This window comes from Microvirga sp. P5_D2, from assembly GCF_054049475.1.
This window is the reverse complement of sequence record NZ_JBFUMH010000040.1, coordinates 1-22,220: the sequence shown is the minus strand read 5'-3', so window position 1 is coordinate 22,220 and position 22,220 is coordinate 1. Positions and strand designations below refer to the sequence as shown.

General features: G+C 63.9%; 19 protein-coding genes. 6 read left to right on the top strand and 13 right to left on the bottom strand.

The features are described from left to right. Nucleotides 1-14 precede the first annotated feature (14 nt). Together ACXJKO_RS13060 and ACXJKO_RS13055 are read right to left on the bottom strand one after the other, a co-directional pair. The gene (locus ACXJKO_RS13060) at nucleotides 15-1,883 is read right to left on the bottom strand and encodes a TRAP transporter large permease subunit (RefSeq protein WP_457091523.1); all 1,869 of its coding nucleotides are present in this window, start codon (nucleotides 1,881-1,883) and stop codon (nucleotides 15-17) included. Nucleotides 1,884-1,995: 112 nt separating this feature from the next. After that, entirely contained in the window at nucleotides 1,996-3,051 is a 1,056-nt protein-coding gene (locus tag ACXJKO_RS13055; RefSeq protein ID WP_457091522.1) for a LacI family DNA-binding transcriptional regulator, read from the bottom strand. A 106-nt stretch (nucleotides 3,052-3,157) separates the two neighbouring features. On the opposite strand from ACXJKO_RS13055, the gene ACXJKO_RS13050 reads away from it, so the two are divergent. The 4 genes from ACXJKO_RS13050 to ACXJKO_RS13035 all read left to right on the top strand — a co-directional run bounded on the left by ACXJKO_RS13050 (nucleotide 3,158) and on the right by ACXJKO_RS13035 (nucleotide 7,377). Continuing rightward, a complete protein-coding gene (locus ACXJKO_RS13050) occupies nucleotides 3,158-4,174 on the top strand; it encodes a TRAP transporter substrate-binding protein (RefSeq protein ID WP_457091521.1) in 1,017 nt (338 codons plus the stop codon). A gap of 93 nt (nucleotides 4,175-4,267) precedes the next feature. Next, entirely contained in the window at nucleotides 4,268-4,807 is a 540-nt protein-coding gene (locus ACXJKO_RS13045) for a VOC family protein (RefSeq protein ID WP_457091520.1), read from the top strand. An 8-nt stretch (nucleotides 4,808-4,815) separates the two neighbouring features. Continuing rightward, nucleotides 4,816-6,075 carry a ribulose-bisphosphate carboxylase large subunit family protein gene (locus ACXJKO_RS13040; RefSeq protein ID WP_457091519.1) on the top strand — a complete coding sequence of 420 codons (1,260 nt, stop codon included), beginning with the start codon at nucleotides 4,816-4,818 and terminating at the stop codon, nucleotides 6,073-6,075. Nucleotides 6,076-6,090: 15 nt separating this feature from the next. After that, nucleotides 6,091-7,377, top strand: coding sequence for a four-carbon acid sugar kinase family protein (locus ACXJKO_RS13035; RefSeq protein WP_457091518.1), 1,287 nt, complete (start codon nucleotides 6,091-6,093; stop codon nucleotides 7,375-7,377). Nucleotides 7,378-7,386: 9 nt separating this feature from the next. On the opposite strand, the gene ACXJKO_RS13030 is transcribed toward ACXJKO_RS13035, so the two are convergent. Both ACXJKO_RS13030 and ACXJKO_RS13025 read right to left on the bottom strand, forming a co-directional pair. Beyond that, nucleotides 7,387-8,643, bottom strand: coding sequence for a class I SAM-dependent RNA methyltransferase (locus ACXJKO_RS13030; protein ID WP_457091517.1), 1,257 nt, complete (start codon nucleotides 8,641-8,643; stop codon nucleotides 7,387-7,389). After that, nucleotides 8,636-9,364, bottom strand: a complete 729-nt coding sequence (locus ACXJKO_RS13025; RefSeq protein ID WP_457091516.1) for a TlyA family RNA methyltransferase — start codon at nucleotides 9,362-9,364, stop codon at nucleotides 8,636-8,638. Before ACXJKO_RS13025 ends, ACXJKO_RS13030 begins: the two co-directional genes overlap by 8 nt. A gap of 105 nt (nucleotides 9,365-9,469) precedes the next feature. On the opposite strand from ACXJKO_RS13025, the gene ACXJKO_RS13020 reads away from it, so the two are divergent. Next, nucleotides 9,470-10,183 carry a superoxide dismutase gene (locus ACXJKO_RS13020; RefSeq protein ID WP_457091515.1) on the top strand — a complete coding sequence of 238 codons (714 nt, stop codon included), beginning with the start codon at nucleotides 9,470-9,472 and terminating at the stop codon, nucleotides 10,181-10,183. A 112-nt stretch (nucleotides 10,184-10,295) separates the two neighbouring features. On the opposite strand, the gene dxs is transcribed toward ACXJKO_RS13020, so the two are convergent. From dxs to ygfZ, 9 genes are all read right to left on the bottom strand, one after another. After that, on the bottom strand, nucleotides 10,296-12,203 hold the full coding sequence (gene dxs, locus ACXJKO_RS13015; protein WP_457091514.1) for a 1-deoxy-D-xylulose-5-phosphate synthase: 1,908 nt from the start codon (nucleotides 12,201-12,203) through the stop codon (nucleotides 10,296-10,298). A gap of 106 nt (nucleotides 12,204-12,309) precedes the next feature. After that, the gene (locus ACXJKO_RS13010) at nucleotides 12,310-12,558 is read right to left on the bottom strand and encodes an exodeoxyribonuclease VII small subunit (RefSeq protein WP_441984061.1); all 249 of its coding nucleotides are present in this window, start codon (nucleotides 12,556-12,558) and stop codon (nucleotides 12,310-12,312) included. Between the two features lie 36 nt (nucleotides 12,559-12,594). Beyond that, nucleotides 12,595-15,294 (bottom strand): DUF2339 domain-containing protein, encoded by a 2,700-nt coding sequence (locus ACXJKO_RS13005; protein ID WP_457091513.1) that lies wholly within the window; start codon nucleotides 15,292-15,294, stop codon nucleotides 12,595-12,597. A 46-nt stretch (nucleotides 15,295-15,340) separates the two neighbouring features. Further along, the gene (locus ACXJKO_RS13000) at nucleotides 15,341-15,859 is read right to left on the bottom strand and encodes a tyrosine phosphatase family protein (protein WP_457091512.1); all 519 of its coding nucleotides are present in this window, start codon (nucleotides 15,857-15,859) and stop codon (nucleotides 15,341-15,343) included. 98 nt (nucleotides 15,860-15,957) lie between these two features. Continuing rightward, on the bottom strand, nucleotides 15,958-16,551 hold the full coding sequence (locus ACXJKO_RS12995; RefSeq protein ID WP_457091511.1) for an HD domain-containing protein: 594 nt from the start codon (nucleotides 16,549-16,551) through the stop codon (nucleotides 15,958-15,960). Beyond that, nucleotides 16,551-17,159: a DNA-3-methyladenine glycosylase I gene (locus tag ACXJKO_RS12990; RefSeq protein ID WP_457091510.1), complete on the bottom strand. Its 609-nt coding sequence runs from the start codon at nucleotides 17,157-17,159 to the stop codon at nucleotides 16,551-16,553. The genes ACXJKO_RS12995 and ACXJKO_RS12990 overlap by 1 nt, the downstream gene beginning before the upstream one ends. A 43-nt stretch (nucleotides 17,160-17,202) precedes the next feature. Continuing rightward, nucleotides 17,203-17,838 carry an FMN-binding negative transcriptional regulator gene (locus ACXJKO_RS12985; RefSeq protein WP_457091509.1) on the bottom strand — a complete coding sequence of 212 codons (636 nt, stop codon included), beginning with the start codon at nucleotides 17,836-17,838 and terminating at the stop codon, nucleotides 17,203-17,205. 95 nt (nucleotides 17,839-17,933) lie between these two features. Next, nucleotides 17,934-19,880: a PAS domain S-box protein gene (locus tag ACXJKO_RS12980; protein WP_457091508.1), complete on the bottom strand. Its 1,947-nt coding sequence runs from the start codon at nucleotides 19,878-19,880 to the stop codon at nucleotides 17,934-17,936. A 105-nt stretch (nucleotides 19,881-19,985) separates the two neighbouring features. Further along, nucleotides 19,986-20,879: a CAF17-like 4Fe-4S cluster assembly/insertion protein YgfZ gene (gene ygfZ / locus ACXJKO_RS12975; protein ID WP_457091507.1), complete on the bottom strand. Its 894-nt coding sequence runs from the start codon at nucleotides 20,877-20,879 to the stop codon at nucleotides 19,986-19,988. Nucleotides 20,880-20,953: 74 nt separating this feature from the next. On the opposite strand from ygfZ, the gene ACXJKO_RS12970 reads away from it, so the two are divergent. Continuing rightward, the coding region (locus ACXJKO_RS12970) for a dihydroorotase (protein ID WP_457091506.1) at nucleotides 20,954-22,220 on the top strand (1,267 nt) is incomplete at its 3' end.

The following is a 22,220-nucleotide window of genomic DNA, read 5'->3' as shown; positions in this document are numbered from 1 at the left end:
CCGCCTTTCCGCGATCAGAGATAGGCGATCGACAGGGCCGGGACCATCGCGATGATGAGCAGGCCGATGAACAGGGCGCCGATATAGGGCCAGATCGCGCCCATGGCCTCGTCGGGTGAGACATTGCCGATCTTGCACGCGATGTAGAAGCCGATCCCGATGGGCGGCGCCATCAGGCCCACATTCATCGCGGTCACGACGACCATCGAATAATGAATATCGTTGATGCCGAGGTTCTTCGCGATCGGGTACATGATGGGAGCGAGCAGCACGATGGCCGGCAGGCCTTCCAGGACGCAGCCCAGCACCATGAACACGGCGATGGTGACCAGCATGTAGGTAACCCAGCCGCCGGGAAGGTCGGTGACGAGGGCTGCCATCTTGAAGGCGAAACCGGTTTGCGTCAGCGCCCAGGCCATGGCGGATGCCGTGCCGAGGATGATGAGGATCGCGCCGGAGAGAGCGGCGGTTTCCACCAGCATGTCGTAGATCTTGCCCGGACGGATGCCGCCATAGAGCACCATGCCGATGATCATCGCATAGACGACGGCGATGGTGGAAACTTCGGTCGCCGTCGCCACGCCCCCGCCGACCGCGCTGCGGATCAGGAAGGGGAGCACAAGGGCAGGGGCCGCGACCACCAGCGCCTTGCCGATCGCGTTGAGAGGAGCGCGGCGGATGCCTTCCATCATCTCTCCGCGTGCTTTCCAGCGCGCGAGGATGGCGAGCGTTGCGAGCAGCACCATCGCGATCACAAAGCCCGAGGTGAACAGGCCGGCAATCGACACGCCCGCCACCGAGCCGAGCACGATGAGAACGATGGAGGGCGGCACCGTGTCGGCCATGGCGGCGCCCGTTGCGAGAAGCGCGATCATCTCCTTGGGCTTGTGTCCGCGCCGTTTCATTTCCGGGAAGAGGGCGGGCGCGACGGTCGCCATGTCGGAGACTTTCGAGCCTGAGATGCCGGACACGAGGAAGAGGGAACCGAGCAGCACATAGGACATGCCGGCCTTCACGTGGCCCAGCAGCGAGGCGAGGAATTCCACGATGGCCTTGCCCATGCCCGTCGCGTCGAGAATGCAGCCGAGCAGCACGAAGATCGGAACGGAGATGAGGACGAGGCTCGACATGCCTTCATCGATGCGTCCGACCATCACGATGTTTGGCAGCGGGGTGCTGAAGGTCATGAAGGCGAGGGCGCCGAGACCGAAGCAGAAGCCGATGGGCACGCCGATGGCGAGGAAGAATGCCACGAAGCCGACGAGGAAGATGAGGATGTTGTAATAGCCCAGCGAGGGGAGCGACGGCGACACGATCCACAGGAAGGCCACGACGACGGTAACGCAGCCCGCAGCCGCGACGAGGTCCGTCATCCGGGAAGCTTTGACCGCATCTCGCAATGCCAGCAGCGCCATGAGCGCGATGCCGACCGGAAGCGCCGAGACGCGCCAGGTCATGGGAATGCCGAGCGCGGCGGCGGTGATGTAGGATTCCTCGATGGCGTAATCGATGGCGGGCCACAGCATCCCGAGCAGGAACACCGCCACGAGAAGCGGGCCGAGCGCCGAGAAGAAACCTCGCACACGCTCGGGCATCATCTGCAGGAACAGGGTGAGCCGCAGGTGCTCGTTGCGGTCGATGGCGATGACGGCGCCGAGCATGGCAAGCCACAGGAAGCAGATCGCCGCAGCTTCGTCGATCCAGACGACCGGAAGGGAAAGAACGTAGCGCGACGTCACGCCCATGAGCAGGAGGCCGATGATGCCAACCAGCAGGAGGGCGGCGACGAACTCGACCGGGCGCAGAAGCCGCGATCCGCTTTGAAGTCCGATGGGTGGGGCTTCCAGCGCCTCCATATGCATAGTCTCAGTGGCCATGGTCATTGTCTCCTCCCAGAATCCTTACCGGTAATTTCGTCAGCATGGCTGCGACATTCGTCATTGAAATCGTACGGCGCTTGATAATGCGCTCTTCTTGGTTTTGTGATGCTTCATGTCAGGGCAGGTTTTCCCTGAACACGACCTCGACCCGCATGGGGTCCGAGGTGCTCTCCACCTTGCGGCCTTCACGCAAATCCCTGAACAGGGCCGCGCATTTGATGATGGTGTCTTCCGCGCTCTGCKTGATGACCGCATCCATCGTTCCGTCGAGCAGGAACTCGCGCGTGTCGCTCGTCAGGCCGTGGCCGACGAACACCACATCGCGCTCGCGCCGCGCATCCTTCAGCGCGCGCCCGATGCCGGATGCGCCGCCGCCGATATTGTAGATGCCGTCGAGATCAGGATGGTGCGTCAACAGCGCGCGCATCTGGCGGTAGTTGAGGGCCTCGTCGTCGTGTCCTTCGCGCAGCCCTACCACGTTGATGTCGGGATAAAGCTCCTGAAGAATGTCGAGGAAGCCCATCTCGCGCTCGCCATGGGCGCGGTAGCTGAGGCTTCCGGCGATCATCGCGACTTTTGCCGGGCGTCTGCTGATGAAGCGCGCAAGCAGATAGCCGGCCATGCGGCCTGCGGCACGGTTGTCGAGGCCGAAATAGGCGGTGCGGCCTGGGCTCGCGACATCGGAAATGAGTGTTGCGACAGGCGTGCCGGCGGCGGTGATGCGATTGACCGCCTCGCGCACCATGGGATGCTCGATGGCCATGAAGGCGATGCCGTCCGCCTGCTTGGCGTGGCGGTGCAGCGTCTTCGCCAAGAGGTCCGGGTTGAAGCTCGGGATGTATTCGACGGTCGGCTTGATCGAGAATCGTTCGAATTGCGGTCCCATCTCGGTGATCATGCGGCCGAGCATGGTGATGTAGCGGTTGTTGCCTTCCGGGAGAATGAACGAGATCTGCGACAGCGGGCGCACATCGCGGGCGCGCTCGTCGCTCTCGTCCACATAGCCGAGTTCCGCCGCAGCCTTCATCACGCGCTTGACCGTCAGCGCTTTCACGCCGGAGCGGCCGTTGAGAACGCGGTCCACGGTGGCCGTCGAGACATCGGCCAGCTTGGCGATATCCACGATGGTGACCCGGCGGCCCAGGGAGGGGGTGTTGATGAGAATGCTCATGTAGTTACATCAAAAACCATCAAATTTATGATTTGACCACATCAGTAATATGACTGATTTTTGTTTTCGGAAAGAGCAAAACATCTTTTTGGGAGGATTTACGCCAATGACGATCTCCAGAAGGTCACTTATCAAAGGCCTCGCCGCAGCACCTGCGGCCGTCAGCCTTTTCACCATTCCGCGCTATGCCAAGGCCGCCGAGATCACGCTGCGCTACGGCAACAACCTGCCGCTCTCGCACCCTCTGAACATCCGCGCCAAGGAAGCTGCTGATCGGATCGCGAAGGAGACGGATGGCCGCGTGGAGATGCTGATCTTCCCGGCGAACCAGCTTGGCGGCGATACGGACATGCTGTCGCAGGTGCGCAATGGCGCGCTCACGTTCTTCACGCCTTCGGCTCTCGTCATTGCGACTCTCGTGCCGGTGGCCGCGATCAATGCCGTGGGCTTCGCCTTCAAGGATTACAACCAGGTTTGGGCTGCCATGGATGGCCCCGTCGGCGCCCATGTCCGCAAGGCCATCGCCGATTCCAGGCTGCATGCGCTCGAGACCATGTGGGACAACGGCTTCCGCCAGATGACCACGAGTGGCGCACCCATCGAGAATGCAGCGTCGATGAAGGGCCTGAAGATCCGCGTACCCGTGAGCCCGATCAGCGTGTCGATGTTCTCAGGCCTCGGCGCCGCACCGGCGAGCCTGCAGTTCAGCGAAGTCTACACCGCGCTCCAGACCAAGGTCGTGGACGCGCAGGAAAACCCGCTGCCGATCATCCAGGTCGCCAAGCTCTACGAGGTGCAGGCTTCCTGCGCGCTCTCCAACCACATCTGGGACGGCTACTGGTTCATCGCCAACGGCCGTCAATGGGCTGGCATGCCCGCGAATGTGCAGGAAATCGTCTCCCGCGCGATCAACGAGGCCGGCCTGAAGCAGCGTGGGGACATCAAGGCGCTCAACGATTCGGTCCAGGCCGATCTGCAGAGCAAGGGCCTCAAGTTCAACCAGTGCGACACCGAAAGCTTCCGCGTGAAGCTGCGCGAGGCCGGCTTCTACACCGAGTGGAAGCAGAAGTTCGGCGCAGAGGCCTGGGGCCATCTCGAAAGCGTCGTCGGAACGCTTGCTTAAAGCCATCGCGGGATCCGGGCTTATTCCGGATCTCTCCTCCCCCTGCGCGGACTTTAAAAGCCCGCGCCTTTTTGAAGAATCTGCAGGTCGAGAATGAGCCGATTTCTGGGTGAGATCAGGCAGGCCGGTTATGTCGTCGACGACATCGAGGCCGCCATGGACTATTGGTCGCGCGTGCTGGGCGTCGGCCCGTTCTTCTACAAGGAACGCGTGCCGATCGTGAACTACACCTATCGCGGCGAGATCTATCAGCCGCACAACTCGGTGGCGCTCGCGAATTCCGGCCCGCTCCAGATCGAGCTGATCCAGACCCGCAACGATGCGCCGTCCATGTACCGCGACTTCAAGCAGGCCGGTCATCGCGGCCTGCAGCACATGGCCTATTGGACGGAAAACTACGACGCCGATCTCGAACGTCTCATGATGCAGGGCTTCAAGCCCGTCATGAGCGGCGAGGTGGGTGAGCGCGGACGCTTCGTCTATTTCGACACGGAGTATCACCCCGGCACGGTCATCGAATTGTCCGAAGTGGCGGGCCCCAAGGGCAAGATGTTCCAGATGATCCGTGAGGCCTCCGAGACCTGGGATGGAAGCGATCCCGTGCGTCCGTTCCCGGATCTCTCCCAACTCTGAGAAGCGCGATGTCTGACGCACATTACGAGGCCACGTACCTTGTCGAGACGCCTCTGCCACTCGAAAAGGTGGCCGAGGTCATGGCCGGCGAGCAATCCTGCGGCACCTTCACCCGCGTCGAGGGCGAAACCGATGAGTTGCGGGCACGTGCTCGCGCCACCGTCGTCTCGATCCACGACAAGGGCGAGGTCGAAGGCGCGGTGCGCAGTGCCTGGCTCGACCGCAAGGGCTATCCGACGAAGTCCCGCCAAGGCGAGATCGTCGTGCGGTTTCCGGTGGCGAATGTAGGCGTCAATCTGCCGACGCTCGCTGCCACCGTCGCGGGCAATCTCTTCGACCTCGGCGAGGTCACGGGCTTGCGCCTGGAGTCGATCAAGCTGCCGTCCGCCTACCGCAAGCAATATGCGCTGCCGCGTCACGGCGTGCGGGGAACGCGTAAGCTCACCGGTGTTGCGTCCGGAGCGTTGATCGGATCCATCATCAAGCCGAATGTCGGCTTGTCGGCCGAGGATATTGCGTTGCTGGTGGGGCGCCTCTGCGCCGCCGGTCTCGACTTCATCAAGGATGATGAGATTGCGGCCAATCCGGTTCATGCACCGCTCTCGAAGCGTATTCCTGCCGTGATGGCGGCCGTTCGCCGTCACCAGGACAAGACCGGCAAGCATGTGATGGTCGCTTTCAACATCAGCGACGAGACCGACGCCATGCGCCGCCACGCCGACCTCGTGGCGAAGGAGGGCGGAAGCTGCGTGATGGCGAGCCTCAACTGGTGCGGCTATTCCAGCATCGAAACCTTGAGCCGCAACACCGATCTCGTGATCCACGGACACCGCAATGGCTATGGCGCCTTCTCGCGCCACCCCGCACTCGGTATCGGCTATCAGGCCTACCAGACGCTGTGGCGCTTGGCGGGTGTGGACCACATGCATGTGCACGGCCTTGGCGGAAAATTCGCGCAGGAAGATGCGGAAGTGGTGGCGAGCGCACTCGACTGCCTGAACCCGCTCTCCGACGTGGACGACAGGGTTATGCCCGCCTTCTCGTCAGGCCAGTGGGCGGGAACAGTGGAGCAGACCTATCGCGCGGTCGGCACCTCCGACCTGCTGTTCATGGCAGGCGGCGGCGTGATGGCGCATCCCGGCGGTCCTGCCGAGGGCGTGGCGAGCATCCGCGAGGCATGGCGCGCGGTGGAGGCGGGCGAGGATCTGGAATCCGCGCGTAAGAAGCATCGCGCGCTCGACGACGCCTACGCCTTCTTCGCCAAATAGAAACGGGAGGCAGCCTTGGCCCTGTCCTACGGATGGTACGGCGACGATTTCACCGGCGCGACGGACACGTTGGCAACCATCGCCCGTCGCGGCAGGCGCGCCTTCCTGTTTCTGCGCGTGCCGGAGGAGCGGCACCTTTCCGAGTTGAACGACCTCGACGCCATCGGCTTCACCGGCGCCGCGCGCACTATGAACCCTGCCGAGATGCAGGCGGAGCTTGCGCCCGTGGGCGCGTTCTTTCGCAAGATCGGCGTGCGCGTGGTGCATTACAAATGCTGCTCCACCTTCGACAGCGCGCTGGATCGCGGAAACATCGCGGCGGCGGTTGCGGTTTTGCGCGAATATGTGGAAAGCACGACCACCACCATCATCGGCGGGCAGCCGTCGCTTGGGCGCTACTGCGCCTTCTCCAATCTTTTCGCGACGTTTGGTGCCAACGGCGAGACGTTCCGGCTCGACCGTCACCCGACCATGAGCCGCCATCCGGCGACGCCGATGAACGAGGCCGATCTGACGAAGCACATCGCGTCGCTCGGGCTGCCGGAAATCGCATCCATCCATTGGCCGCTGCTCGATCAAGGTGCCGAGGCGCTTTCTGAGGAGTGGGGGCGTTTGGCAGGCAGCGCATCGGCGGTGCTGTTCGATGCGCTTACGCCATCACATATCGCGGCCATCGGGCAGCTGTGCCGTGCGGTGAGCCAGAAGCAATCCCTGCTGATCGTCGGCGCAAGCAGCGTTGCGCAGGCCTATTTCGAGGAGACCGGCGCGCCGGCAATTCGCCCGAATGTTTCGGCAGAGGGGCCGGTTCTCGCCTTCGTCGGCAGCCTATCGCCCATGACACGCGTGCAGGTTGCCGCCGCACAATCCTACCACCGCATCTCCATCGATCCTGAAAGCCTCACCACGAGCGACGGCGCGCGGGAGCAGATCATCGCGAAGGCGGTGGAGGGGCTGTCGCAGGGCCTCAACGTCATGCTCTCCACCGCGCCGGAATCCGGAGAGGCACCGAAGGCGTCGATGGATACGTTGGCCGATTGCAGCGCCGCTCTCGTCGATGCCGTTATCAAGCGCCACCGCGTCAGCCGCCTTGCGGTCGCGGGCGGTGACACGTCGAGCAAGATCGTCGGAGGGCTCGGCTTCTGGGGCCTTGGCTATCACGGCCAGATCAGCAACGGCGTCGCCGTGAGCGTTGCTCGCAGCGACGACCGCGAGCGGGACAGCATGCTCGTCATGCTCAAAGGCGGCCAGATGGGCCATGAGCAGCTGTTCGAGACATTCCTCGAACGTGACGCGGCCTGGTAAGGGATCGCGTCATCGCCTGCGTTTGGGCTTTGCTTGCTCTCGCGTCAAGATGCCGACCACTTCCAGATGCGGCGAGTGCTTGAACTGGTCGACGGGGATCACTCGCTCCAGCTTGAAGCCCGCATCGATCAGGATCGCGGCATCGCGCGCGAAGGTTGCTGCATCGCAGGAGACGCTGACGACCAGCGGCACCTTTGACACGGCAATCTGCTTCACCTGTGCCTCCGCGCCCGCGCGCGGCGGATCGAGCACCACCGCATCGAAGGCGTTGAGTTCGAGTGTCAGCAATGGCCGCCGGAAGAGGTCGCGCGCTTCCGTGCTCACGCGCCGCAGATTGGGCGTCGCGCGAAACGCCTTGTCGAGCGCCGCCATGGAGCCCTGGTCATATTCGACCGCATGGACTTCCGACTTTTCGGCAAGGCGCAGGGAAAAGGGTCCCGATCCGGCGAAGAGATCCGCCACGCGCTTGGAGCCTCTGCAGGCCTCGGTGACGAAACCGGCCAGCGTCTCCTCGCCGAGGCGTGTGGCCTGAAGAAACGATCCTGCGGGCGGCACTACTGAAGCGCGGCCCATCACGATAGCGGGCGGGCGTCTCTCCACGATTACGTCGCCATGGATCGACAGGCGTGACACATCGAGCCGTGCCGCCAGATCGATGAGGCGCAGGCGGTCCTGATCCTTCAGCGGTCCGTGCCCGCGCACATCCACATCGAAGCCGGTCTGCGTGTTGGTGATCTGGATATCGAGCGGTTTGCGGGCACCTTTCAAATGCTCGCCGATGGCGCGAGCGATGATGGGCGCCTGCTCCTTCAAGGCGGGCTCGGCGATGGGGCAGAATGCGATCTCGACAATCGTGTGGCTTCGCGGTGCCATGTAGCCCACATGCATGGCGCGGTCGGGAAAGCGCACGTGCAGCGTCACGCGCCGGCGGCCTTCGCCATGGGCATCCACCATCGCATCGATGGGTGCTTCAAGGCGGGCCTGGCGCAAGGTATGGACGAGCGTCTCCTGCTTCCACGCTTGATAGAAGTCGTGCTGCATGTGCTGCGTCGCGCAGCCGCCGCATTCGTCGAAATAGGGACAGAAGGGCGTCTCGCGTGCCAGTGAGGGAACGTCCACGCTGATCAGATGCGCGTGCGATCCGTCGCGCTCGATAGTGACGGTTTCACCCGGCAGCACCTTCGGCACGAAGATGGGGCCGGATGCGCTCTCCGCGATGCCATCGGCTTTCGCGCCGAGGCGCTTGATCGTTACCTGCTCAACCACGGCGAGCTCCCAACAAGAATTCACGATTGCCATCCCCGCCTTCGATAGGGGAGGGCACGATATCCAACACATTAAAACCGAGCGACGTCACGAAGGCCTTCATGTCCTCGCACACATCGCGATGCACGGCCTCGTCCCGCACGATGCCCTTCTTCACGCGCTCGCGCCCGGCCTCGAATTGCGGCTTCACCAGCAACGCCAAAGTGGCGCGCGGCTTCAGCAGCGGGATGGCGGGCGGCAGGACGAGTTTGAGCGAGATGAAGCTCACATCGGAAACCAGAAGGTCCGCCAATTCGGGGATGAGCTCCGGCGTCAGCGCGCGCGCATCCGTGCCTTCGAGATTGGTCACGCGCAGATCATTCGCCACTTTCTGGTGCAGCTGGCCGTGGCCCACATCAACCGCGTAGACATGGGCGGCATCCCGCATCAGCAGAACCTCGGTGAAGCCACCGGTGGAGGCGCCGATGTCGAGGCAGGTCATACCCTTGGGGTCGATGGCGAAGGCATCGAGGGCGGCTGCGAGCTTCACGCCCCCGCGCGAGACATAAGGGTGCGGCTGCACCGCCGTGATCACCGCATCGTTGGGCACGCTCTCGGAGGCTTTGCGGACGGCGACGCCGTTCACGGTCACGAGGCCGGCCGTAATCGCTTCCTGAGCCCTAGCGCGGCTCTGGAAGAAGCCTCGTTCGACCAGAACCACGTCGGCGCGCTTCATCGTCATGGCTGGCTCGCCCTCGACATCACAATTCCTTCAGGGGCAGGAACTAAGGTCTGCCCTATTTCATATCCGTTCAACGCCCGAGATTGGCCAAGCGGAGAGTTTCTCATGATCAGCCGCCGACATCTTCTTGCCGGAGCAACCCTGCTCGCGACCAGCGCTGCCATCCCGCGCGCCTGGGCGCAAGCCCCTTCAGGGCCGTTCAAGCTCGATCCCTTGCCCTATGCTCCGTCCAAGAACGAGCCGCATATCGATGCCCAGACCATGGAACTGCACCATGGCAAGCATCATGCGGCCTATGTCAACAACCTCAATGCCGCTGTCAGTCAGGGCGGCGAGGCCGCGAATGTTCCGCTGCACGAGATGTTGGCGAACCTCGACAAGGTGCCGGATAACATCCGCACGGCAATCCGCAACAATGGCGGCGGACACGCCAACCACACGATGTTCTGGCAGATCATGGGCGGCTCGGGCGGCGAGCCTCAGGCTGAGCTGAAAAGCGCCATCGACCGGGATCTCGGCGGCTTCCAGAAATTCCAGACCGACTTCAACACGGCGGGCGAGAAGCAGTTCGGCTCCGGCTGGGTGTTCGTGACGGTCACCCGCGACGGCAAGCTCGCCATCGTCGCCAAGCCCAACCAGGATACGCCGCTCATGGACGGCCAGCGCGTGCTGATGGGCAACGACGTGTGGGAGCACGCCTATTACCTGAAGTACCAGAACCGTCGGCCGGAATACCTCAAGGCGTGGTGGAACGTGCTCGATTGGGACAAGATCGGCCAGCGTTACGCGGCCGCGAAGGCTGGGACGTTGACGATTTGATAGACCGTCATGGCCGGGCTTGTCCCGGCCATCCCGATCCGAAAAGCGCGTCGCTTCAATCTAGCGGGATCACCGGCACAAGGCCGGTGATGACGACAGAGTTTTCAGTTTCTCAAGCCCGCGCCTTGCGTGTCTCTTCCCGGCCCAATGCCTCGAACACCTTAGTGACGATGCCGGCTGCATCGAGGCCCGCCTGGGCATACATGCGCTCGGGCTTGTCCTGATCCTGATAGATGTCCGGCAGCACCATGGAGCGCACCTTCAGCGTCCCGCGATCGAGCGCGCCCTTCTCGGCGAGCAGCTGCATCACGAAGGAGCCGAAGCCGCCGATGGAGCCTTCCTCGATGGTGACGAGAACCTCGTGGTCGCGGGCGAGACGCAGGATCAGTTCCTCGTCGAGGGGCTTGGCGAAGCGGGCATCGGCCACCGTGGTGGAGAGGCCGCGCGCCTCCAGTTCCTCGGCGGCCTTGAGCGCTTCGGACAGGCGGGTGCCGAGCGAAAGAAGCGCGATGCGGCTGCCTTCCTTCACGATGCGGCCCTTGCCGATCTCCAGCGGAATGCCCTTCTCGGGCATGTCGACGCCGACGCCTTCTCCACGCGGATAGCGGAAGGCAATGGGGCCTGAATCGTAGGCCGCTGCGGTCGCCACCATATGCACCAGCTCCGCCTCGTCGGCGGCGGCCATGATGACCATGTTGGGCAGGCAGCCGAGATAGGCGATGTCGAAGGAGCCCGCATGGGTCGCRCCATCCGCRCCGACSAGKCCGGCMCGGTCRAKGGCGAARCGCACSGGCAGATTCTGRAKCGCSACGTCATGSACRATCTGGTCRTAGSCGCGCTGCAKGAAGGTSGARTAGATSGCGCAGAACGGCTTGTAGCCTTCCGTCGCCATGCCGGCGGCAAACGTCACCGCATGCTGCTCGGCGATGCCCACATCGAAGGTGCGGGCGGGGAATTCCTTGCTGAACAGATCGACGCCCGTGCCGGTCGGCATGGCCGCCGTGACCGCGACGATCTTGTCGTCGGCTTGCGCTTCCTTGATCAGGCTCTCGCCGAACACCTTGGTATAGGAGGGCGCATTGGCCTTGGCCTTGGTCTGCGCGCCCGTCACCACATCGAAGGTGACGACACCGTGATACTTGTCGGCGGCGGCCTCCGCTGGGGCGTATCCCTTGCCCTTCTGCGTGACCACATGGACTAGGATCGGGCCGGTGCCGGTGTCGCGCACATTCTTCAGGATCGGCAGCAGGTGGTCGAGGTTATGGCCGTCGATGGGGCCGACGTAATAGAAGCCGAGCTCCTCGAACATCGTGCCGCCGGTCCAGAAGCCGCGGGCGAATTCCTCGGCGCGCTGGGCCTTCTCGTAGATGAATTTCGGCAGCTTCTTCGCCAGCTGCTTGGCCGTCTCGCGGATGCCGCGATAGGTGCCGCCGGAGACGAGGCGGGCGAGATAGGATGACATGGCGCCGGTGGGCGGCGCGATGGACATGTCGTTGTCGTTGAGGATGACGATGAGGCGCGAATGCATGGCGCCCGCGTTATTCATGGCCTCATAGGCCATGCCCGCCGACATGGCGCCGTCGCCGATCACGGCGATCACGTTGTTCTTCCGGCCCTCCAGATCCCGCGCCACGGCCATGCCGAGGCCCGCCGAGATCGAGGTAGAGGAATGGGCGGCGCCGAAGGGGTCGTACTCGCTCTCCGAACGCTTGGTGAAGCCCGACAGGCCACCCGCTTGGCGAAGCGTGCGGATGCGGTCGCGGCGGCCGGTGAGGATCTTGTGCGGATAGGCTTGGTGGCCCACGTCCCAGATCACCCGGTCCTGCGGTGTGTCGAACACGTAGTGCAGGGCCACCGTCAGCTCCACGACGCCAAGACCCGCGCCGAGATGGCCGCCGGTCACGGACACGGCGCTGATCGTCTCGGTCCGCAGCTCGTCCGCCACCTGCCTGAGCTGGTTCTCAGGGAGCTGACGGAGATCTTCCGGGGTCTTGATGGTGTCGAGGAGGGGTGTGGACAACGTACTCTCGCGCGGGGTTAAGCCCAGGGGCAGACCATGAGATGGAGATAAGGTCACACAGGGCCTGGGTCAAACGCGACACACAGGCGTACCCTGGCAAGCCTGACTATTCGGCGACATCAAGCGGGGCCGTACCGGAGGCGACGCCATCGGGGCCGATCGTGATCTTCTCGATGCGGGCTTCCGCCTTCTTGAGAAGCTGCTCGCAATGCTTCTTCAGGGCCTCACCGCGCTCGTAGATGGCAATCGAATCCTCCAGGGGCACGTCTCCGCGCTCCAGTCGGCGGACGATATCCTCAAGCTCGGCCAGGGCCTTCTCGAAGGGGAGGGTCTTGATGGACGTGGTATCGGTCATGCAGTGATCCGCCAGAAATGTCGTTGCACCGCTCTCTCACGAGATTGCGGCATTGCTCGGTCGTTGTGCGAGGAGCCTCTGATAAACGAGGCCGATGCCGATGAGAACAAGCCCGAGGCCAATAAATGACAGGGCCCGCATCACGCCTTCCAGGTTTGCGAGGTCGATGATGAACACTTTCAGAACGGCCAGAACAAGGTAAACCGCTGAAGCCAGGCGCGCAAAGCGGTTGTCCCGCAGCAGGCCGAAGCCGAGCAGGGCGATCCCGATGAGGAGCAGGGCCACCGAATAGCTCCATTGTTCGCCCTGGCTGAAGCCACGCCAGAAGATGCCCAGATTGGGGCCCTGGAAGATCAGGCGGATCGTCAGGGCCACATAGGCCCATTGCAACACGAGAGCCAGGATGGCCGAGGCCATGGAGTACCACCACGGGCGCACATTCCGTTCCGCAAAGGCCAGGGCTCCGGCCAGGATGGCGGGCAGCAGATAGGCGATCAGCAGGCTGTTGAAAACGATTCCGCCCACGATCTCATCGTTGGTGATGAGCGGGTTCTCGACCACGAGGAGCCCGATGGCGGCGAGGCCGAACGACGCAACCTTGAAGATCAGGGAGCCCCAGCGGTAGACCGGATCGGTCCTTCGTACGTCGAGGCGCGTCAACAGGATCGCGAAGGCGAGGCTTTCTGTCGCAAGCAGGCCCGCTTCCATGAGGCTGAAATCGGTGGCCAGCGGATTGCCCGCATGAAGCGCGTGGCGAATCTCGAAAAAGACGAGGAAGACCGCAAAGACCAACCCCAAGCTCTCGGTCAACTGGACGACACGGTCGCGCCCGGCGCGCTCCAGCAGGCGGCTCGCCAGCAGGAAGGAAACCGCCGGAACCCCATAGCCCCAGAGCAGCCAATTGAAGATCACCGGCCCGGGATCGCCGCCCACGATGGTCGGGCTCCAGATCAGGCGGCCCAGGACGATGAGGCCGATGGCACCCACCGCATAGCGAAGGGCCGGAATGGCGATCCGTTCCGAAATCCAGGCAGTGCCGAGGGCCGCGAGCGCGAAGGCCACCGTCAGCATGCCCTTGTCGAGGGCGAAGGTGAGACCGAGCGCCAATGCGCCCAAGGCAGCGGAGGCGGTTGCGCCGAGGCCGAGACGGATGGCGCCGTTCTCGCTCCTTCGCATCAGCCATTGGGAGGCCAGCACGAAGGCGAGGCCGACCACGCCCGCGACGATGGCAAAGGACAGGCTGCGCTCGAAATTCGTGACCCGCCAATAGGCGGCGACAAGGGCGAGCAGCGGCCCGACGCTCGCCGCACCGGCATACCAGGCGGCAACCGGCAGGCGCAGGTTACGCGATATGGCCAGACGCAGCAGGGAGGCCCCGGCGATGATCGCAGGCAGAAGGGCTGCCAGGATCAGATAGGTGTTGAGCGCGTGCGGACGCACGGCAAAGACATCGCCCGACTGATAGAACAGGTTTTCCGGCGTATCGCCGATGTCGCTTGCCAGAGGCCAGACCAGAAGGGCGCCTGCCGCCAGAAGTGCCGCGCTGGCTGTGCCCGAGGCGACGGAGGCGGCGCGAAAACCTGCTGCGAGCAGCACGAGAGCCAAGGCCGCCACGAAGACGGGGCGTCCGTCCCCCGTGGCGACGGAACTCGTAACCACGATTCCCGCCACGGCAAAGGCCGCGAGGACGATGCTAGCGAACCTGTCCGTCCGAGCCTCCTCCTCCGGCACATGGCGATAGGGATCGATGGCGAGGAAGAAGGCTGCGAACCCGGCCTGGAGCACGAGGTGCACCATGACAGGCAGGGTGTTGGATGGCTCGATGAAGAAGATCGGGAAAGCCCACATTAAGGCTCCGACAGAGGCGGCGAGCGCCAGCCAGCGCCAAAGGCGGAAACGCGCGACGCCATAGGCCGGCAGCACCACGAAGGCGAGATAGATCACGAGTGCCCAGGGCTGCGGATTGTCCGAGGAGACGAGAAGCGGGCTTCCCATCGCGCCGACGAGGCCGAGCGCAGCCAGCACCGGACCATGGAGCGTCGCGGCCACCATGGTCAGGACGGCGATGGCCCCCAGCAGCACGAAGGTCGCGGCGGGGCTGATCAGGTCATAGAGCGCATAGGCCGCGTAAGCCGTGGCGAAGGCGGTGCAGGTTCCGGCGGCGGTGAGCACGCTCGGCACATTGGCGCTGGGAATGCCGGGAAGCGCGAAGGCGCTTTCGCGGCGGCGCAGCCATTCGCCCGCGCCGATCAGCGCCAGGGCAAAGAGGCCGCCGAGCGCGGTGCGGGTTTCCGGCTGCAGCAGGTTCTGCTCGATGGAATAGCGCACGAGGAAGATGCCGCCGAGCGCCAGCGCCACGCCGCCGACCCAAACGGCCCAGCGGGAGCCGAGCTTCTCCTCGAAGCCTTGGCGTGGCGGAGTTGGCTGCGCGGGCGTTGCCGGGATGGCGGGAACGGGCGCGTTGGCGCGCGGTTCCTCGATCTGCATGGCTGGGGTCTCGGCGACCGGAGCCGCTTCCGCAGCTTGCGTCGTCTGCTCAGGCGGGGGAGGGGCGGCTTGAGTTGCTTGCGCTCTCAACAGTCGCAGCTCCCCTTCCATCGCGTTGAGACGGCCCTGGAGGACCACAAGACCGTTCCGGGCGGAGACCCCGAGCGTCAGGGCAACGATCACGCCGACAAGCATGCCGAGGGGCAGCACGCCGATGGCTAGGATGAGAAGGAGTTCGAGCGCGTCCAAGGAAGGCCTCTTATGGTCTGGGACGGCTCATCGTGAGCGGAATCGGCTAGTCCCTGTTAAGCTGTAACATGAAGGGCGTGCCCTCCATAGCATCCGCTCCGCGCCCGATGGAACGGATGGCATCGACCATGCGGCCATTGCGTCCCAGAAGATCATCGGCGAGGGCAACGAAATGCCGGTTCGGCGTGGCCATGGGCGAGGCCGCGCGCAAGGCACCCGCGATCTCCACCTCGTCGCGCTCAGGTGCAAGAGCGCAGGCGGCGATATAAGCGCCGGCGGTGGAGCGACTGATGCCGGCCCAGCAATGGATGACGATGGGGCTCTCACGGCTCCAGCTGCGCACGAAGCCGATGAGCTGCTCCATATGTCTGGCCTCGGCAAGAATATGCCCCTCCAGCGGCTCGACGATATCGCTGACGCCGATGAACAGGTGACGATCCGGCGCAATGGCGGGAGGCCGCTCGATCTGCGCTCCCACACCCATGAGGCTCAGCACATGGCTGGCGCGCGTGGCGGCAACCGTGTCGTGCAGGCGGGAGAGGGGGCAGACGTGAAGAGTGGGCATGAGATCCGGCTTGTGAGAGGCGGGAGACTTACACGATTCGCAAAGGGGTGTACGTGCTGGGAAGCACAAGTGCTGGGGTTGTTATTAAGGACGACCCCTCAACTCCCCAACGCCGCAAGCACATGATCCTGAAACATCTCCTCCGCCTGCGCTACGGGCCAGGGTTCGAGGAAGGTAAGCACGCTGCGGGGCAGGGCGTCGGGGCGGCCGAAGAACTTGATCGCTTCCTCGCGACTGAAGCCTGCGAGATGCGTGGCTTCGAGAAACGCGGCCTGCCGGTCGGCCTGCTTGATGAAGCGCTTGAGGGCGGCGCTTTGCGAGGCAGGCAATCCGAAATGCAGATGGATCGCGCCGAGCAAGCCTGACTCGATGGATTTGTACGCATCGCCGATCACCGCCTTGAACGGCGAGATGATGTCGCCGATCACGTATTCCGGCGCGTCGTGCAGCAGCACCGCAAGACGCGTGGCGCGCGGCATTTCGGGATCGATGTGATCCGCGACCGCTTCGACGAGCAGGCTGTGCTGCGCCACGGAAAAGATGTGCGCGCCGATTGTCTGCCCGTTCCAGCGCGCGACGCGCGCAAGGCCGTGCGCGATGTCGTCGAGCTCCACGTCGAGCGGCGAGGGGTCGAGCAGGTTGAGGCGGCGGCCGGAAAGCATCCGCTGCCAGACGCGGGGTTCCTTGGCCATCAAAGTTTCTCGGCGAGCACCGCGCATTCCGCGTGGCGGTAGCAGCCGGTGAGATGGTCGTTCGCCATGCCGACCGCCTGCATGAAGGCGTAGACGATGGTGGGGCCAACGAAGTTGAAGCCTTCCGCCTTCAGCGCCTTGGAGATGCGCCGCGACACATCCGTTTCCGGCTGCACGTCGCTTCTGCTTTTCAGATTGTTCTGAAGCGGACGGCCGTCGATGAACCCCCACAGGAATTGCGAGAACCCGCCGCGCTCCTGAATTTCGAGCCACGCGCGCGCGCCTGCAATCGTCGCTTCGATCTTGGCGCGATTGCGCACGATGCCGGAATCGAGCATCAGCGCCTCGACCTGGGCCTGGTCGAAACGGGCGATGATGGCCGGATCGAAACCGGCGAAGGCGCTGCGGAAATTCTCGCGCTTGCGCAGGATGGTGATCCACGACAACCCGGCCTGGAAGCCGTCGAGAATGAGCTTCTCGAACAGGGCGCGGTCATCGAACTCGGGCACACCCCATTCGGTGTCGTGATATTCGACATAGAATGGGTCCGTGCCGGGCCACCAGCAGCGGGTCTTGTTGTCGGGGTGAAGGATCAGGCCGTCGGTCATGGGCAAGGTTTAGCGGCAACCGGCGGAAACGGGAAGAGGTGCTTCACGCGCCTCGCTTGTCCACCAGTTCCGCCATGTGCCGCGCGGCTTCCGCATCCTGCTCGCGCAGCCCTTCCGCAACGCCCTTGCGGTCGGCGTCGCTGCGGTTCTGGCTGACCTTCCACTTGCCCTCGATCCGCGTGATCTCGATCTCGATGCCGACGATGCCCTTGAGTTGCGCGGCAAGGAAATCGGTAGGCGCGTCATTGACGGACCAGGGCTCTGCCCGGAGTGCCTCCTGCACATCCGTGACGGCGGTGATCTGCCTTAGAAGCCAAGCCGGATCATCCATGGTCTTCATGCGGCCATAGGCCTGCACGATGGCGTAGTTCCAAGTCGGCACAACCTTGCCGTGCTCGCGCTTGGCCTCGTACCAGGACGGCGTGATGTAGGTCTCGACGCCCTGGAACACGATCAAGGCTTCCTGTGCGGGATCGAAGTCCTTCCATTGCGGGTTTGCCCGGGAGAGATGAGCCCGCAAGGTGCCAAGGGCAGATGCCGCGGGATCGAGCGCGAACGGAATCGGATTGGCGATCAGCCCTGAGCTGCCGTTCGTGACGAGGAGCCCGAGCGGATGTGCTTTGATCAGGGCGTGCTGGACGTCGAGACGGTCTTCACGGAAATGGGGTGGCTGGTACATGGCATTCCTGCTTTCAACGGAATGCTAGCGCCAAGAGCGAACCTGGCGCCAATCAAATTTCCCGATCCCACTCATCACCCAGGGCGATGTGTGGCTTATCCCGTGCGCAGCACGCGCAGCTTGTCGGCAAGCTCGGTCCAGCGATAGGGCTTGCTGATGAAGGAAACGCCTTCGTCGAAGCCCTCCGATGGCAGCGTCGACATGGGATAGCCCGAGGCCAGCAAAACCTTGATGCCTGGCCGCATCTCGCGGGCCTTGCGGGACAATTCCACGCCGTTCATGCCGTTCGGCATGATCACGTCGCTGAACAGCACGTCGATGGAGCTCCCGCGCGCGAGGACATCGAGTGCGGCGATGGCGTCGGTCGCGGTCAGGACGTCGTAGCCGAGACTGTCGAAGATCTCGGTCGCAACCTCCAGCACCGCAGGTTCGTCCTCGACGATCAGCACGGTTCCGGCGGTGTCGCGCACGACATGGGGTTCATCCGAGGATTCATCCTCGTTTGCACCCTCGCCGCCCTCGTGGGCCGGCAGAAGCATGGTAATCGTGGTGCCGAGGCCGGGCACGCTCTCCACATCGATATGGCCGCCCGACTGGATGATGAAGCCGTAGACCTGGCTCAGGCCGAGGCCCGTGCCCTTGCCTACTTCCTTGGTCGTGAAGAACGGCTCGAAGACCCGAGCCGCAACATCGGGCGTCATCCCGGTGCCCGTGTCCTGGACTTCGATGCCGACATAGCGGCCGACAGGCATGCCGAGCGCCCTGGCTTCGTCCTCTTCCAGAGTTTTGGCGTTTGTCGCGATGGTCAGCATGCCGCCTCCAGGCATGGCGTCGCGCGCATTGACCACTAGGTTGAGGAGGGCCGCCTCGAACTGCGCTCCGTCCACGTTGATGGTGCTCGCGTGCGTGCCCAGGGACAGGCGAAGATCCACCGTTTCGCCGCAGGCGCGGCGCAGCACCGACTCAAAGCCTCCGATGAGCACATTCGCATCGTGCGCCGAAGGCTGAAGAGGCTGGCGGCGGGAGAAGGCCAGGAGCTGCTGCGTCAGCTTCGCGCCGCGCTCGGCGGCGCGCTGCGCGCTCTCGATCAGCTTGGTTTCGCGCGACCCGGTCATGTTACGGGTGAGAAGGTCGAGATTGTTGACGATGATCGTCAGAAGGTTGTTGAAGTCATGGGCGACGCCGCCCGTGAGCTGGCCGATGGTTTCCATCTTCTGCGATTGGAACAAGGCGGCCTGGGCCTGCTCGAGCGCCTCCTGTGCCCTGCGGCGCTCGGTGATGTCGCGGGTGATCTTGGCGAAGCCGATCAGTTCCTTTCGATCATCGTAGATCGGGTCGATGATGACGCTGGCCCAGAACCGGGTGCCGTCCTTGCGCACACGCCAACCTTCCGCCTCGAACCGCCCCTCGCGCATGGCGATCTCAAGCGCACGAGCGGGACGCCCCGCCGCGCGATCCTCCTCGGTATAGAAGCGCGAGAAGTGATGGCCGGTGATTTCCTTTTCCAGGTAACCTTTGATGCGCTCGGCCCCGGCATTCCAGTTCGAGACATAGCCTTCCGGGTCGAGCATGTAGATCGCGTAATCGGTGACGCCCTGCACCAGCAGGCGAAAGCGTTCTTCGCTCTGCTTCAGCGCCAGTTCCGCCTGACGGCGCTCGGTGAGGTCGCGGGTGATCTTGGCGAAGCCGAGCAGATTGCCTCTTGCGTCGATGATCGGGTCGATGACCACATGCGCCCAGAAACGAGCGCCGTCCTTGCGGATGCGCCAGCCTTCGGATTCGAATTTTCCTTCACGAAAGGCGGTGTCGAGGGCTCGTTGGGGAAGGCCATTGGCCCGGTCTTCATCCGGGTAGAAGCGCGAGAAATGCTCCCCGAGGATCTCGCTCTCCACATATCCCTTGAAGCGCTGGGCTCCAGAGTTCCAGCTGACAATGATACCGGTCGGGTCCAGCATATAGATCGCGTAATCGGTTACGGCATCGACAAGAAGCTGGAAGCGCTCTTTGTCAGGCGCCGCATCGTGCGCTTTTACGGCAATCATTTAAAACCCCTTGGCCAGCCCATCCCACGCCTTGATTTTAGCGCATCGACGGCCCGATTTGAGCTAACGCCCGGAAACATTTGAAGTTCCTGGAAAAGGTGTCTGTCAGCCAGGCTCTGCTTCGGTTTTGGTATCAACTTCCCCAGGGAAAGGGAAGCCGATCCATGAGGGCTTTTCCAGCGTCACAGGAATGCCGCCGGCCCGGATGGCCTGGCCCGCCGCCAGGGCGTCGGCAGCCCGGTCGAGGCGGATCATGACGAGTCCGCGCCCGTTGATGCCGGTGCCCGTGGTGCCCAGCGCCTTGTCCCCCGCCGTCACTTCAACGCCCACATCCGCCGCGAAGCCGCCCTCGTAGACGGCCGGCACGATCCGGGTGCGGGCGGTCCCCCGGTGCTGCATGCGGGAGACGACCTCCTGGCCCACATAGCAGCCCTTGTCGAAATCGACCCCGTGCAGCTGGTCCATGAGGGCCTCGTGGGGAAAGGCGTCGCCGAACAGGAAATCCCGCCCGCCTTCCGGCACGCCGAGCGCGATGCGGTGGGCGAGATAACGTTGGGCCTCTTGCCCCGCGAATTCCCCGGCATCCTGCGCGGCGACGATGGCCCGCCAGCCGAGTTGAGGCAGGCGCGGATCCTCCGAGACGAGGCCGACCTCGTCGTCGGGTTTGCCCTCATCCCAGCCGGCCACGACCGCCATGGCGTCGGACATATCCTCGACCGCCACCTTGGCCCGCAGCTTGTAGAAGCCGAGCCTTTTAGTGAGGTCGGGCGCGAAGACCTTCAAGACATCGAGATAATAGCCGCCGCCGATCTCGTCGGGGGCTTGGAAGACGATGAAGTCGAAGAGGATTTTGCCCTGGGGCGTCAACAGGGCGCCGAACCGCGCCGTGTGCGGCGACACACGGTCGAGATCGCAGGTGATGAGGTTGTCGAGAAAACTCTTGGCGTCCTCGCCCGAAACCCTTACCACGCCCCGGTCGGCTAAATGGACTGACGGCATGTCCTGCTCCAGTTGCAATGCTTCTGGGCGAGACATATGCCCCCTTCGCTTCAGCCTCAAGGGATGAGATTGCCATGCCCCAAACCTTCGACATGATCCTCAAGGGCGGTATCGTCGTGAATCAGGATGGCCGCATCGAGCGTGATGTCGGCATCAGGGGCGGCACCATCGCCGCCATCGGGGACCTGTCCCAGGCCTCCGCCGGGCGGGTTATCGATTGTCGCGGGCTGCACATTCTTCCCGGCGTCATCGACACGCAGGTCCATTTCCGCGAGCCGGGCCTCGACCACAAGGAAGATCTGGAATCCGGCTCCCGCGCCGCCGTCATGGGCGGCGTCACGGCGGTGTTCGAGATGCCCAACACCGACCCGCAGACCACGACACCCGAGACGCTCGCCGACAAGGTGCGGCGTGGCCATCACCGCATGCATTGCGACTTCGCCTTCTGGGTCGGCGGCACGCACGAGAATGCGAAGGATGTCGCCGAGCTCGAGCGCCTGCCGGGCGCTGCCGGCATCAAGGTATTCATGGGCTCCTCCACCGGCTCGCTGCTGGTCGAGGATGACGAGGGCATCGCCAACATTCTCCGACGCACCCGCCGTCGCGCCGCCTTCCATTCGGAAGACGAGGCGATGCTGCGTGAGCGGAAAGGTTTGCGCGTCGAGAATGATCCGCGTTCCCATCCCGTCTGGCGCTCCGCTGAAGTGGCGCTTGCCTGCACGCAGCGCCTCGTACGCATCTCTCGTCAAACCGGCGCGCGCATTCACGTGCTGCACGTCACGACGGCGGAAGAGATGGCGCTGCTGCGCGACTACAAGGATCTCGTGTCCGTGGAGGTCACGCCGAACCATCTGACGCTTGTCGCGCCGGAGGATTACGATCGCCTCGGCACCTTCGTGCAGATGAACCCGCCCGTGCGCGACGAGCATCATCGCGCCGCGATCTGGCAGGGTTTGGACGAAGGCATCGCCGACATTCTCGGTTCCGACCACGCGCCGCATACGCGCGAGGAAAAGGAGAAGGCCTATCCGAACACGCCGTCCGGCATGACCGGCGTGCAGACGCTCGTTCCGATCATGCTCGATCACGTGAATGCCAGCAGGCTCACCCTCGAGCGCTTCGTCGACATGACGAGCGCCGGCCCCAAGCGCCTCTTCGGCATCGCCCGCAAAGGCCGCATCGCCGTGGGCTACGACGCGGATTTCACGGTGGTCGATCTGAAGCGCACCGAGACCATCACCAACGCCTGGATCGCATCGAAGTCCAACTGGACGCCCTTCGACGGCAAGAAGGTCACCGGTTGGCCCATCGGCACCATCGTGCGCGGCAATGTGGTGATGT